Here is a 12,931-nt window from a genome sequence, read left to right as displayed (position 1 = left end):
GAGAAAGAGACCGGTCGCGAGCGCGAACACGTACTTCACTCGCGCTCACCCACAAGAGCGAGGAGGCGGACGGCGATGGCCACGCCGACCAGGGTCACGGGAATGCTGAGAAGGATCGACACCACGTCGGCCTCGTGCTTCACCAGTAGGGGGAACATGCTCACCACCACGAACAGGTGGCGGAAGTCTCGTGTTGCCCTGATCATGTCGTCGAGCAGCCGGTACACCCCGCCGAGGAAGAACATCCCGAGCAGAAGAATGGTCAGCCCACCGTGGCGATAAAGATCGCCGGGTGGGGTGACGGCGGACGCCGAGATGACGCTGGGGGGCAGCCCGTAGTAGGTCTGAGTGAACTCGTACCCGCTGAGGTACCCGGGCTTCCCCGGCCAGAAAATGCGAGGCACTAGTCCGATCACGGGCTGCACTACCAGTTCAGCGGGCGATGCGTAGGCGATCTGCCCCGGAGACCGCTGGGTCACGATCGCGAGGCTGTCGATCATGCGAAGCCGAGCCGCCAGGTCAATGTAGCTCTTGCTGAACTGCCCGTTCTCGATCTCTTGGGCAGCGACCCCCGGGGCAGCGGCCACGGCAGAGCCGATCGACCCGTCCGTGCCGCCACCGCGGACGGCGTCCCGGTAGGCGGTGACGAACGGCACCGCGACGAAGGTGAACAGCAGTACGCACACCACGAAAAATTTTAGAGGTAGCCGGCCACGGACTAGTGCGTAGCTGAGGATGATGGCCACGCTGGTTAAGGCCACGCCTTCCTTGACGCCTTGGATAAGGCCGAGCCCGACCTGCACCGTGGCGACGATGACAAGCGCTCCGAGTCCACCTTGCCGTCGCGTCGAGAAGTAATTGACGGCAGCGAGAACCACGGCGTACAGACCCATGTTGCTCAGGATTGCTGAGACCTGGCCGAGGCCGGAGAAACTGGACACGGAGGTCTGAGCGTCGGCGAGGTACCCGAAGCCGTTGGTGTAGATCCGGAAGCCCTGCCCGACCAACCCCATGGTGAACAACAGCCAGACCCCGGACGTGCGCCATTGGCGGTCCGCGCCCTCAGGCGGGATGACGCGGTCGAACACCCATCGCGCGGACGTGTGCAGGGGACTGAGGATGCTGGCAAGGTACCCAGCGATCCAGAGAATCTGACCGAGCATCACCACGCCGAGAGCCGTGACGACGCTGTCGCGAGAAATCATCGCCGCGGTCCCGTCCTGCGGCTGCAGCCACTGAAGCGACGTCGCTCCGAAGGCGACCGCGAACGACAGTGACGCCCAAGGCCCGAACTTGCCGCGGCTCAGCGCCACAAGCAGGCCCGTCCGACGACTGATGAACAAGGCGCCGCTGACGCCGATGCAGAGCGTCGCTAGCGCCATTGTCCAGATCCGGCTCGGCGACGCGTCGTCGGTCCCAGCGAACAACACCAACACAGGGGCCGCCACCGCGAACAGCAACGCGAGGAGCCCGCTCCGGGGCCGATCTGCGGCGGCGAGATCGAGTCCGGAGGCGCTGTCCTGCTGGATCGCAGTGGCCGCGGACGTCATGGCGCGCACATTACGTCAGATCACGCCCGCCCCACGCAATCGGCTCAGTATGTAACGCGAGAAGCCAGGCGGGACGGTCAATCGACAGCGCACGGCAACACGCAATCGGCCGCGAAGGTGCCCGCTGGCGGACATGAGACCTGCCCACTGACGGTCGCGAACTCTGCCCGGCACGACGTCGTCTTCCTCGCCGCGCTCCGCGGTTAGCGGCCCCTTCCCCGGGGCAGTGAGCGGTGCTGATGCATCACGGCGGTGATATCAAGCGACCGATCAGACCGCGATCGCTTCGTCCCTGCGCCCATAGTCATCCTCGAGCCGACAGATGTCGTCCTCACCGGTGTAGGCCCCATGCTGCACCTCGCTGATCACCAGCGCTTCGGAGTGCTCGTTGGTGATCCGGTGCGCGGCACCGGTCGGGACGTCGATCGATTCGCCCGGACCGGCCACGACGGTCTCACCGTCGATCACGCAGTGGCGATGCCGAAAATGATCACCCAGTGCTCGGAACGGTGCTACATCACCGACCCGAGGGGGCTCGATCGCATCGACCATTCCAGGCACCAGACCAGCATCCATCCGCCGACCACCTCTGTCACCTCGAGCTGTGCGAGCAGACAACCCACGCCGTACCTGCCAGCAGGACCAGAAGCAGCCCGGAGTCGCCGATTGCGCTCACCGTGGTCGCCTCTCTCTGCAAGAGGTCCGTCGGGCTAGAGCCCGTACGCCGCCCGGAGATTGCCGCCGACCTCGATCGCCGTGTCCTGGCTCGGGTCGGACCAAGGCATTTCGGCCTTCTTCTGCACGAAGTGGTCAGTCACGGGCGTCGCGGGAGCGGGGCTGGTCCCGTCAAGAGCCCCACGCACGCTCGCGAGATAGTTCTTGAGCGCCTTGTCGTTCGCTCTTCCGTCCATCAGCGCCTTCGGCGTTCGAGGGTCGGTGCCAACTACGACGTTCAGCTGGGAGGCTCCCGCCTCCCCGGCGATGCGGATGTCGAAGAATTTGGGGTTCGACATCATCGCCTTCTCCCGCGCGACCAGCCTGCCGCCGCCGTTGTGCGCTGCCAGAAGCGTGAAGCCCTTCGCGTTCTGCAGGACACCGAGTGCAGCCCGGAAGACGGCTTCGGGCGGCTCAGTGAACGTGGCGGAGTCTTGACGGACTGAGCTCATGAGGGTCTCCCGAGGCTGGGGATGGGTTCACTGCGGTGAGTGTATGTGCTGTCCCGTGGTCGGTCCTCGACTTCGGCGATGCCAAACGTAAGCTCTTTGAGCTCAGGCGCAGTCGTTGCACAGATCGACGTTGGGCGCGGAGCGCCGGGAGGTGTGCTGCACCAGGAAGCAGCCGGTGCAGGTGAACTCGTTGGCCTGCTTCGGGACGACCTCGATGGACAGGGTCTCGTTGGAGAGGTCCGCGCCAGGCAGCTCGAACGACTCGGCCAACTCGGTCTCGTCGACGTCGATCTTGCCCGAGGTCTTGTCCTGCTCGCCCGAAGTCAGGCGTCGAGCCTCGTGGCTCTCTTCCTTCTGTTCCTCTTCAGTCTTGCGGGATGCGTCGTAGTCGGTGGCCATGGTTGTGTCCTCTCACGTGAAAGGCGAATGCTAGGCGAGTGTTCGCGCGGTCCGTCACGAGGGTCGCTTCAGCGACAATTCGTGAGGCGCCGGGAGTGATCGACTCGGCCTGAGAATGTGGAGCGGACGCGAGGATTTGAACCTCGACCCCTTCCCTGGAAGGGAAGCGTGCTGCAACTACACCACGTCCGCACAGCCAGCCTCTGACGAGCCTGGCAGGTCGAAGCATGACACATCCGCCGCGACGGTGCGATCAGGCGGTGGCTTCCTCGTCCTGGCGCCCATAGTCGTCCTCGAGACGACAGATGTCGTCCTCGCCGGTGTAGGCACCGTGCTGGACCTCAATGATCACCAGCTCCTCGGCGTGCTCGTTGGTGATCCGGTGCGCGGCCCCGGTGGCCACGTCGATCGACTCCCCAGGGCCGGCGACCACGGTCTTGCCGTCGATCATGCAGGTGGCGATGCCGAAGATGACCACCCAGTGCTCGGAGCGGTGCTTGTGGGTCTGATAGGACAACCGCTGCCCGGGATGCACGTGGATCCGCTTGACCTTGTAGCCCTGTCCGTCGTCCAGGACATGCCATGAGCCCCAGGGGCGCTCGGCTGAATCGAGATTCATCTGCTCATCCGTTCGCTGCAATCGATCAATGCTGGATCAGCGTAGTGGGCGAACGTGCAGTCCCGCATCGGGATCCACGATCATCTCCTGGCCTGCCGGCATGCTGTCGGCATCCAGGGTGGCATCGAGCGACACGTTCCGCTTGACCATGCCGATCGCGATCGGACCGAGCTCATGGTGCCGCGCCGAGGACCCAACGAAACCGACCACCTTCTCGCCGTCACGAAGCTCCGCACCTGCCGCGGGCAGCCGGTTCTCCGAACCATCGAGGTGCAGCAGCGTCAATCGACGCGGTGGACGACCGAGCGTGTGCACCCGGGCCACCGTCTCCTGGCCGCGATAGCAGCCCTTGTCGAGGTGGACGGCGGTGTTGATCCACCCCGCCTCGTTGGGGATCGTCCTGTGGTCCGTGTCGATCCCGTGGCGCGCTTCCCCACGGGCGATGCGCAATGCCTCGAAGGCCCACATCCCTGCCGCCGGACCGGCCGCCGCCGCATAGTCGGTCAGCTTGTCCCGGGGGATGAACTCATAGCCGTCGAAGGCGACGTCCTGCCGCGCAGCGGGACGCCAGGTCACGGCGAGGTCCTCGGTCACGTCAGTGATCTCGACGCGCATCATGAAGCGCATCTTGAGCAGGAAGTCGATCAGCGCAGCCGCCGTGCCGGGCTCGACGTGAGCAGTGAAGGTCTCCCGCGCCGCGTCGTCGACACCATAGAAGGCGTGCTCCACGTGGCCCTGTGGGGTGAGGATGAGTGCCATCGTCGGCCGACCCGATCCCAACTCGCTCTCATGCTGCGTGGTCAACGAGTGCAACCAGGTGATCCGGTCCGGGCCGGTCAGGGTGATCACCTCGCGGTGCGACAGGTCCACGAACCCCTCACCCGCCTCCAGTGCGCGTTGCTCGGTGTTGAAGGAGCCGTAGTGCGCGGCGACAGGGGCGTCGATGCCGTCGCCGGCGACGGCTCCTGGAAGGTCAAGAAGTGGGCTGCTCACGCTTCCAGCCTACGCGGCGGCAAGAATGCGCACATGACTGCTGAGACACCCCAGGTGTATGACTGCGAGATCCAGGTCCGACTGCGGGACCTCAACGTCGGGGGCCATGTCGACAACGTCGAGATCGCCCGGGTGATCTCCGAGGCGCGCACGCTGTTCCTGCGGTTCGCCGACATCGGCACGGGTGAACGGACCGGCCTGCTGGGGGTGATGCCCGTGGGCGTGGTCGAGCTCGTCGTCTCGCAGAGCGTCGAATATCGCGCAGAGATGTACTTCTCTCCCTTCGAGCCCTACCTGGCCCGGATGTGGATCAGCCGGATCGGCACGACCTCGTTCGGGCTCTCCACCGAGATCCGCACGAGTGCCGAGGGAGAGCCGACGGCGGTGGCCGAGACGACCCAGGTGCTGCGGGACACCTCGACCGGTGACGGGTGGGAGATCAGTGATCAGGCCCGTGAGGTGTTGTCGCGTTATCTGGCTGCGCCGGTGGCGATGCGCTGACGCAGTCGAGGCAGTGCCCGAAGACGGCCAGGTGGCCGATGTCCGGCTCGAAACCGTGCTCCTCGCGCAGGCGCGCCACGAAGTCGCTCAGCATGGCGGGGTCGAGCGAAGTGACCTTCTCGCAGTTGCGACAGACCATGTGGAAGTGCTCGTGGTCAGTCACCGAGTGATAGGTCGGCGCCCGGTCGCTGAGATGGGTGTGCCGGACCAGACCGAGCTCCTCGAGGACCTCGAGGTTGCGATAGACGGTGGAGAGGTTCACCGCCGTCGAGTGCTTGTGCACCTCAGCATGGATCTCGTCAGGAGTGCCGTGGCCCAGGTGGTCGACCGCACGCAGGATCAGTTCGCGCTGGGCGGTCAGGCGCTTGCCGCTGGAGCGAATCTTGTCGGCGAAGTCGTTCATTGGCGCTTGAGGCGAGCCCACAGGTGAGGTTGCAGAGCCTGGCCCACCGCGGCCATGTCATAGGCATAGAGCAGGTCGCCCTCGACGTTGCCATAGAGCCGCTTGCCGGCGGTGACCTCCTTGGCGGACTCGGTGCGCACGACGGCATCGGTGGCGATCTCGAGCTTGCCTGCGCCCGCCTCGCCATACCAGACCTCGGCGATACCGCTGGCATGCGTGAGCACGAACTCGACCTTGCCCTCGCCGCGCGCGCGGAGGAAGCCTGTCTCGATCGCCGCGTCGCGGACCTTCTCGCCGTTCTCGTCGACGATCCATGCCCGGGCCATGTAGTGGAAGAACGGGCGACCGTCGTGGGTGAAAATCAGCTCCTGGCCGAACTCGAACTTCTCGATCGTCGGATAGTCACCGTGGCCGTTGCCGCGCCAGGTGCCCAGCATCCAGGCGATCGGGCCGCAGTCGGGGTGGAGGTTCTCGGGCAACTCGAAAGGCATGGGGGTCAGTCTAGGCTGCTGGCATGGCTCGACGACTCTTGATCAAGGTGACCTGTGGCCCCGAGGACCCGGAGCGGTGCAACCAGGCGTTCACCGTTGCCGCCACCGCTGCCGCCTCCGGCGTGGAGGTCGGACTGTGGCTGACCGGTGAGGCGGCGTGGTTCGCGGTGCCCGGGAAGGCCGAGGAGTTCTCCTTGCCGCTGGCCGCCCCCCTGGCCGACCTGCTCTCGACCGTGCGCGAGCTCGGCCAGGTGACGCTCTGCACCCAGTGCGCCGACCGGCGTGGGATCACGCCCGAAGACACCCTGAGTGGTGTGCGGATCGCCGGGGCGCCCGTCTTCGTCGAGGAGGCACTCGGCGAGGGCGTGCAGGCGATCGTCTATTGACGGACGTCAGCTGCTGGCGGTCAGTTGCAGGGGGAAGGCACCCGGGATGACTCGTTCTGCATCTTGGTGCCGGGGGTGACCACGACGTCGGTCGCGCCCTGGTGACCGGGACTGCCGGTCATCCGGAAGGTGACCTCGTGCCGCTCGCCGGGCTCGAAGATCAGGGCCACGGAGGAGACCACGTGTCCCTCGTGCTCATTGAACCGGTCGGGCAGCACCTCGCCGTCCATGAAGACCTTGTCGATGTCACCGCCCACCGGTGAATAGATGTGCGCCAGGACGGCCGTGTCGCCCTTCTTGGCATCATCGATGCCCACGCCGGTCACGGAGTCGGCCAGCTTGGCGATGTTGGGTGGCGTCTCTGCCTTGAGCGTGAAGGTGCCCGAATATTTCTGCACGCCGTTGTTGCAACCGGTGGCGCGGACCTTCACGTCATAATCGAGGTAGTAGGACATCTTCGACATGGTGGCGTCGTTGAGATAGACCCCGATCTGGCCGTCACCGTCGCCGGCCGACATCTCGCCGGCCGCCTTGGTGCCGGCCAGCTTGGCCTGCTCCGCCTTGTCGAAGGAGGTCACCAGCAGCCGCCGCTCGTCGGTGGCCCGGGCCAGCGCCTCGAGGATCTTGCGGGGGTCGCCCTCTCCTGCGCTGAACTTCTCGAAGATCTGCTTCGCGACTTTCTCGAAGAACTCGTTCTGCTCCGTGCCGGAGCGCTTGAGGTAGGTCTTGTTCAACAGTTCGTCGACCGCGTTGGCCTTGGTCAGGGTGACCCCGTCGACGGTCACCGGCCCGGTGCCGCCGAGGAGATAGGCGAGCGCGATCGGGTCGATCGAGATGACGCCATCCACCTTCTGATCGAACTCGCGCTTCCAGTGCGCGGCCATCAGCTCGGAGGTGCGCGGGAAGTCGGGGGTGAAGTTGGCGTCCTGGAAGTAGTCGCCGACCTTGGTGTCGAAGATCGCCCGCTCCTCCAAGGTGACCGGGAGCGGCGAGTCGCCTTCCTTGTAGGGAAAGTCGGTGGCGACGAACTGGCGAGTCATCTCGATGTCGCCGTCGTCGGCGGTCACGATCGCACCGGCACCCGGCAGGCCGCCGGTGGACCGGAGCTCCGCGTTGTTCTGGAAGACCAGCATGTAGGTGCGCTTCTCGGACTCACCGAGCATGCTCGGCAGGATGTCGGCGGCTCGGGCAGCGGCGTCCATGCTCCTGCTGGCAGAACGGATCTGCCCCGAGAGATCGTCGTACGCCGTCTTGAAGGCACCGACGAAGCCGTCGGAGTCCACCGCGCGCAGACGCTCGTCCGCCTCGGCGAAGGCACCCTCCGAGGCAGAGACAGGCTCGGTAATCGCCTTGACAGACTCGATGTCGATCTTGCCGTTGCGCGGCGCGAAGCTACCCGCGTCGAGGTCGGTCCCGCTCTTGACCAGTGCCGGGAGGCCGTCACGAGCCAGGTCGTCGAGCACGCTGCTGACGACCTGCACGCCCTTGGCGTCATCGCCGAAGACGGGCAGCACCTCCAAGACCGACCAAGTGGCACTGTCAGTGCGCTCCGAGGCGCTCTCGCTGTGCTCCTGCAGATCCTTGAGCTGGCCCTCGGCGGCCTGCTGGTCACCGGCCAGCAGGGATGCCTTGAGCGACTGGGCGTCCGACTGGGCGGCCATCAGGTCCGCACGGACCTGCCAGGCCTGCCAGCCGGCCCACACGCCCGCGAGGACGATCACGAACAGAAACCCGAGGACCCACAACCGCGGCCGCTTCAACACCTAGAACCCAACTCCTGCAGAAATGCCACTGCCTCCCGGGGGACCGGGAGGCAGTGGACTGGACGTGTTGTGGTCAGACCGACGTCACTTCGCGACGCGGAGGCTGAAGCGGGCGGTGCAGCCCTGGTAGGCCGATCCGGCCTTCGGCTGCGCGATGACCGAGATGGTCTGCGGGCCGCGGTACTTCGCCTTGTAGGAGATCGTCTTGGTGCCGGAGCCGGCGGTCGACGAGGTGTGGCTGTCGATCGCGTTGCCGCGACCGTTGCGGTGGATGATGCTGACGGTCATCGACGGCGACCAGCCGCTGACCGAGTTGGAGCTCACGCGCAGCTTGAAGACGACCTTCTGGCCGGCGCTGGTGCTGACGCCGCTGATGTCGCAGAACGTGTAGAGCGTGGGTCCATAGGGGTCGGCCTGGGCCGGAGCCGAGGCGGTGGCGACGAGAAGGCCACCAGCCATCAGGACGCCGGCGGACGTGCCAGCAAGAATCTTCTTCATGGATAACTCCGAGCTAAGTGTGTGGGACGCCATGCCCCCCGTAACGGGCTGTCGAGGTGACCCTAGCCGAAGACAGGGGTGCAGCGCACCCCGTCATCGGGATTTGAGCATGGATGACCCGAAGTGTTCATCTGCACAATGGCCCATGTTGATCATTTCGGTCCCGATCAGCCTGAGATCAGGCTCTCGCGGGCCAGGATCTTGGCGAGTCGCGCTGTCTGTTCGTCGATCACGGAGGCCACCCGATCGAACGTCGCGGCAGATCTGCCGATCGGGTCCTCGATGTCATAGAGCTCGGGCTGGAGCGAGCCCCGGGCCTGCCCACAGCGCTCGATGATCGCAGCGGCTCCTCCGGCGCGACGCTTGCCCTCGGCCAGATCCGCCTCGGCCAGGGCGACGAACTCGGTGAGGGTGAAGGTCCGGCGCAGGGCACGCGGCGACTCCTCAAGAAGTCTGGAGCGCACGTCGCGGGTCGCGGCGAGGATCAGGTCGGCCTCGTCGGCGATCTTGCCGGTGATCTGCCGGGCGACGAACCCCTCGGGGCTGCCACCGCGCTCCTCAAGGGTGCGCACCGACTCCGGGTGCATGCTGCGCCCCTTCAGGGCCCGGACACCGGCGCTCGAGACGTCGTACGCATCGCCTGCTCCTTCTTCGGCCAGGCGCAGGCGCAGCAGCCGCTCACCCAGTGGGGAGCGGCAGACGTTGCCGATGCAGACGAAGAGGACGGAGGGCACCCGGCCAACCCTAATGAGCCGGTGGTGGGCTCCACCCACGTGCCCCGGCGATCTGGTTGAGTGACGCCATGTCCGAACCGTTGCTCATCACCGTGGCTCCCACCGGAGCAGAGACCAGCAAGGCCGACTGCCCGCAGCTCCCCACCACCCTCGAGGAGCTCGTGGCCACGGCCGTCGAATGTGAAGCCGCCGGCGCGGCGATGATCCACGTGCACGTGCGCGACCACTCGCACGCGCCGACGCTGGATCTGGGCCAGTTGAAGGAGACCGTCGCCGCACTGCGCGCCTCGACCTCACTTGTCGTCCAGCTCTCGACGGGCGGCTCGGTGCACGACCCGCTCTCGGAGCGGCTGAAGGTGCTGGACGCGGAGCCGGACTCGTGCTCGCTGACGATGGGCACCACGAACTTCGGCGACGACGTGTTCCTGAACCCGTGGCCGTTCGTGTGCGACCTCTATCAGCTCTCCCAGGAGCGGGAGGTGGTGCCCGAGTTCGAGCTGTTCGACCTCGGCCACGTCGCTTCACTGTCGCGCTTGCTCTCGCGTCACGGCCTGCCGTTCGGCGGACGCGTGCACGTCGACCTGGTGATGGGGGTGCCCGGCGGGATGCCGGGGACTGCCGACGCCCTGGTCGCCGCCGTCGCCGCGCTGCCGCCCGAAGTCACCTCGTGGGGCGCGACCGGGATCGGCCGCTCGACACTTGCCGTCGGGCTGGCCGCACTGTCCAAGGGTGGGCACCTGCGAGTCGGGATGGAGGACGTGCTGACCCTGTCGCGAGGCGTTCCGGTGTCCTCGAATGCCCAGCTCGTCTCGCGCGCGGCAGAGATGGGGACGCTTGCCCAGCGGTCGTTGATGACGCCCGACGAGGCCCGTTCCTTCCTCGGCATCCGCCGAGCCGTCGCCAACTGACTTGTTCGCCGACCCGTCGTGAATTCACACTCTGCGGGGCTCTGCCGTCGCCGACCTGACGCAGATGACAGGGTGGTCGGGTGCCGCACCGACAGATGACAACCTGGATTGCCGAAGCCCTGGGGGTCATCGGGCCGAGCGCCTCACCCCTCGCCGTCGCAAAGTCGATCTGGGCACAGCACGAGCAGGAGATCCGCGCCAGCGGAGACCTGCTCTACACCTGGCAGCTCGACCTGCAGACCGCCGCCGCGGCGATGATCTCCGCGGGGACCCTCGCGCTCGCCGACGGTGAGTGGTCGCTCACCGACACGACACCGCCACCGCCCGCGAGACGACGTACCTGGGACGACGATGAGATCACCGTGATCGTCGAGGGCTATCTGGCGTTGCTCCAGGCCGAGCACGGCGGGTCGTCCGTGCGCCGCCGAGACGTAGTGACCGACCTGGTCGCACAGACCAACCGGAGCCTCGAGCAGGTCGAGGGGTTGCTGGCGAACGTCTCCCAGGTCGTCCAGGAGCTCGGGTTCGTCCCGTTGTCCTCCTATCCACCGAAGTCCAACGTGCCAGCCGGTGTCAGGCCGGTCGTGCGCACCGCGTTGGGCTCCCTGCGATGAGGGCAGTCATCCAGCGCGCCACGTCCGCGTCGGTCAGCGTGGACGGCACGGTGACCGGAGAGCTGGACGCGCCGGGTCTCGTGGTGCTGCTCGGGGTCACCCACGACGACGGCCCGGCCGACGTGGCGTGGCTGGCACGCAAGGTGCGCGACGTACGCATCCTGCGCGAGGAGAAGTCAGCAGCCGACGTGGATGCGCCGATCCTGGTGATCAGCCAGTTCACGCTGTATGGCGATGCGCGCAAGGGACGCCGACCCACCTGGGCGGCCGCAGCACCGGGCCCGGTGAGCGAACCGCTCTATCAGGCGTTCTGTGACGAGCTGGTCGCGCTCGGCTCGCGCGTGGAGCGAGGCGTCTTCGGGGCGGACATGGCTGTGGCCCTGGTGAACGACGGGCCGGTGACACTGGTGGTCGAGTCACCGCGTGAAACCCCCCGGAATGGATAACCCCAGCCACTAGAGTTCGTTGAGCGGGAGGCAATCGCCTTCCCGGCACCCCATCGTTCAAAGGCATGGCGTGGAACTCAAAGAACTGGCCAAGATCCTGCGTAGGCGCAGGATCACGATCGTTGCAATGTTCCTCGTCGCGATGGCTGTGGCGACCGCAGTGACACTGCTGATGACGCCGAAGTATGAGTCGAAGGCCGAGATCTTCATCTCGAGCGACGCCCAGACGCTTGCCGAGAACACCTCGGCGACGACGGGCGTGCTCTACAAGATCAGCTCCTATGCCAACCTGGCCACGCACCAGGAAGTGCTCGACCGGGTCTCGCAGAAGCTCGACCCGCCGCTCTCACCCGACCAGCTCGAAGGCAAGGTCTCCGCGGAGGCCGAGGCCACCTCGGTGATCCTGACCGTCAAGGCCCTCGACGAAGACCCGGCCGAGGCACAGCGGATCGCCCGCGCCGAGTCGGAGGTTCTCGCGCAATACATCGAGGAGATCGAGACGCCACGCGGGCAGAACCGCTCGCAGATGACGACGACGATCACCAACTCCGCCTCCTACAACGCGGATGCGGTCAGCCCGAAGACCGTGATCAACTTCGCCGCCGCGGCCGCGATCGGCCTGATCCTGGGTCTCGCGCTGGCCTTGATCCGCGACCTGCTCGACCACACCCTGAAGAACCCCGCCGACATCGAGAAGGTCGCCGGGGCGCCGATCATGGCCAGCGTCGCCTTCGACCGCACGGTCACCAAGACGCCGCTGCTCAGCGACGTACAAGGCTTCTCCCCACGCTCCGAGGCGTTCCGGCTGCTGCGCACCAACCTGCAATATCTCGACCTGGACTCCCAGCCGAAGTCGCTGGTGATCACCTCGCCGATGCCCGCCGAGGGCAAGACCAGCACCTCGACCAACCTGGCGATCGCGCTGGCCCAGGCCGGCCGCCGGGTGCTGCTCGTCGACGGAGACCTGCGCCGCCCGCGCGTCGCGGACCTGCTCGACCTCGAAGCCAAGGTCGGGCTGACCACCGTGCTGGTCGGGAAGTCCACGCTGGCCGAGTCGATCCAGACCCACAAGCCCACCGGGCTCTCGTTCCTGGCCGGTGGTCCGATCCCGCCGAACCCGACCGAGGTGCTGCAGGCGGCCGCCACCCGCGACCTGGTTCGCGGGCTGCGCGACATGTTCGACATCGTCATCATCGACGCTCCGCCGCTGCTGCCGGTCGCCGACGCCGCGATCCTCGCCCACAGCGCCGACGGCGCGCTGCTGGTGATGCGCCACGGCAAGACCACGACCGAGGAACTCACCGCGGCCGCCGACCGGCTCGACTCCGTGGGCGCGCGCCTGTTCGGCGTCGTGACCAACATGGTGCCCAAGCGGGACGCCGGCGGCTATCAATATTATTACTACGACGACGAGCAACTGATCGACCTAAAGCTGCAGAAGGCCCGTGACAAGGACTGAG

General features: G+C 66.5%; 17 protein-coding genes and 1 tRNA gene. 6 read left to right on the top strand and 12 right to left on the bottom strand.

What is annotated here, in order from left to right:
- Positions 1 to 35: 35 nt before the first annotated feature.
- The 7 genes from BJ980_RS13730 to ygfZ all read right to left on the bottom strand — a co-directional run bounded on the left by BJ980_RS13730 (position 36) and on the right by ygfZ (position 4,727).
- Positions 36 to 1,550, bottom strand: coding sequence for a hypothetical protein (locus BJ980_RS13730; protein WP_179502813.1), 1,515 nt, complete (start codon positions 1,548 to 1,550; stop codon positions 36 to 38).
- Between the two features lie 270 nt (positions 1,551 to 1,820).
- A complete protein-coding gene (locus tag BJ980_RS13725; protein ID WP_343047812.1) occupies positions 1,821 to 2,018 on the bottom strand; it encodes a cupin domain-containing protein in 198 nt (65 codons plus the stop codon).
- Between the two features lie 242 nt (positions 2,019 to 2,260).
- Positions 2,261 to 2,716: a hypothetical protein gene (locus BJ980_RS13720; RefSeq protein WP_179502812.1), complete on the bottom strand. Its 456-nt coding sequence runs from the start codon at positions 2,714 to 2,716 to the stop codon at positions 2,261 to 2,263.
- A 102-nt stretch (positions 2,717 to 2,818) separates the two neighbouring features.
- The gene (locus BJ980_RS13715; protein ID WP_179502811.1) at positions 2,819 to 3,115 is read right to left on the bottom strand and encodes a DUF4193 domain-containing protein; all 297 of its coding nucleotides are present in this window, start codon (positions 3,113 to 3,115) and stop codon (positions 2,819 to 2,821) included.
- Between the two features lie 118 nt (positions 3,116 to 3,233).
- Positions 3,234 to 3,307: transfer RNA gene (locus BJ980_RS13710), tRNA-Gly, on the bottom strand.
- Between the two features lie 61 nt (positions 3,308 to 3,368).
- Entirely contained in the window at positions 3,369 to 3,734 is a 366-nt protein-coding gene (locus tag BJ980_RS13705; RefSeq protein ID WP_179502810.1) for a phosphomannose isomerase type II C-terminal cupin domain, read from the bottom strand.
- 36 nt (positions 3,735 to 3,770) lie between these two features.
- Positions 3,771 to 4,727, bottom strand: coding sequence for a CAF17-like 4Fe-4S cluster assembly/insertion protein YgfZ (gene ygfZ / locus BJ980_RS13700; protein ID WP_179502809.1), 957 nt, complete (start codon positions 4,725 to 4,727; stop codon positions 3,771 to 3,773).
- Between the two features lie 33 nt (positions 4,728 to 4,760).
- Here ygfZ and BJ980_RS13695 point away from each other — a divergent pair, with 33 nt between their 5' ends.
- Entirely contained in the window at positions 4,761 to 5,228 is a 468-nt protein-coding gene (locus tag BJ980_RS13695; protein ID WP_179502808.1) for an acyl-CoA thioesterase, read from the top strand.
- On the opposite strand, the gene BJ980_RS13690 is transcribed toward BJ980_RS13695, so the two are convergent.
- Positions 5,167 to 5,631, bottom strand: coding sequence for a Fur family transcriptional regulator (locus BJ980_RS13690; protein WP_179502807.1), 465 nt, complete (start codon positions 5,629 to 5,631; stop codon positions 5,167 to 5,169). The two genes, BJ980_RS13695 and BJ980_RS13690, sit on opposite strands and share 62 nt — an antisense overlap.
- Entirely contained in the window at positions 5,628 to 6,122 is a 495-nt protein-coding gene (locus tag BJ980_RS13685) for a heme-binding beta-barrel domain-containing protein (protein ID WP_179502806.1), read from the bottom strand. Before BJ980_RS13685 ends, BJ980_RS13690 begins: the two co-directional genes overlap by 4 nt.
- Positions 6,123 to 6,145: 23 nt before the next feature.
- Between BJ980_RS13685 and BJ980_RS13680 the strand changes: the two genes are divergently transcribed.
- Positions 6,146 to 6,508 carry a DsrE family protein gene (locus BJ980_RS13680; protein WP_179502805.1) on the top strand — a complete coding sequence of 121 codons (363 nt, stop codon included), beginning with the start codon at positions 6,146 to 6,148 and terminating at the stop codon, positions 6,506 to 6,508.
- 20 nt (positions 6,509 to 6,528) lie between these two features.
- Here the strand turns inward: BJ980_RS13680 and BJ980_RS13675 are convergent, their stop codons facing one another.
- The 3 genes from BJ980_RS13675 to BJ980_RS13665 all read right to left on the bottom strand — a co-directional run bounded on the left by BJ980_RS13675 (position 6,529) and on the right by BJ980_RS13665 (position 9,503).
- A complete protein-coding gene (locus tag BJ980_RS13675; RefSeq protein ID WP_179502804.1) occupies positions 6,529 to 8,229 on the bottom strand; it encodes a DUF4012 domain-containing protein in 1,701 nt (566 codons plus the stop codon).
- Between the two features lie 126 nt (positions 8,230 to 8,355).
- A complete protein-coding gene (locus tag BJ980_RS13670) occupies positions 8,356 to 8,769 on the bottom strand; it encodes a hypothetical protein (protein ID WP_179502803.1) in 414 nt (137 codons plus the stop codon).
- A gap of 167 nt (positions 8,770 to 8,936) precedes the next feature.
- On the bottom strand, positions 8,937 to 9,503 hold the full coding sequence (locus BJ980_RS13665; protein ID WP_179502802.1) for an arsenate reductase/protein-tyrosine-phosphatase family protein: 567 nt from the start codon (positions 9,501 to 9,503) through the stop codon (positions 8,937 to 8,939).
- Positions 9,504 to 9,571: 68 nt separating this feature from the next.
- Here BJ980_RS13665 and BJ980_RS13660 point away from each other — a divergent pair, with 68 nt between their 5' ends.
- The 4 genes from BJ980_RS13660 to BJ980_RS13645 all read left to right on the top strand — a co-directional run bounded on the left by BJ980_RS13660 (position 9,572) and on the right by BJ980_RS13645 (position 12,930).
- Positions 9,572 to 10,411, top strand: coding sequence for a beta-keto acid cleavage family enzyme (locus BJ980_RS13660; protein WP_179502801.1), 840 nt, complete (start codon positions 9,572 to 9,574; stop codon positions 10,409 to 10,411).
- Positions 10,412 to 10,506: 95 nt separating this feature from the next.
- Entirely contained in the window at positions 10,507 to 11,025 is a 519-nt protein-coding gene (locus tag BJ980_RS13655; RefSeq protein ID WP_179502800.1) for a hypothetical protein, read from the top strand.
- Positions 11,022 to 11,471, top strand: coding sequence for a D-aminoacyl-tRNA deacylase (gene dtd, locus BJ980_RS13650; protein WP_179502799.1), 450 nt, complete (start codon positions 11,022 to 11,024; stop codon positions 11,469 to 11,471). Before BJ980_RS13655 ends, dtd begins: the two co-directional genes overlap by 4 nt.
- A gap of 70 nt (positions 11,472 to 11,541) precedes the next feature.
- Positions 11,542 to 12,930: a polysaccharide biosynthesis tyrosine autokinase gene (locus BJ980_RS13645; protein WP_179502798.1), complete on the top strand. Its 1,389-nt coding sequence runs from the start codon at positions 11,542 to 11,544 to the stop codon at positions 12,928 to 12,930.
- Position 12,931 lies beyond the last annotated feature (1 nt).

The sequence above is a fragment of the Nocardioides daedukensis genome, from assembly GCF_013408415.1.
Classification (GTDB): domain Bacteria; phylum Actinomycetota; class Actinomycetes; order Propionibacteriales; family Nocardioidaceae; genus Nocardioides; species Nocardioides daedukensis.
The sequence above is the reverse complement of the archived record's forward strand: the minus strand, read 5'-3'. Positions and strand labels throughout refer to the sequence as shown.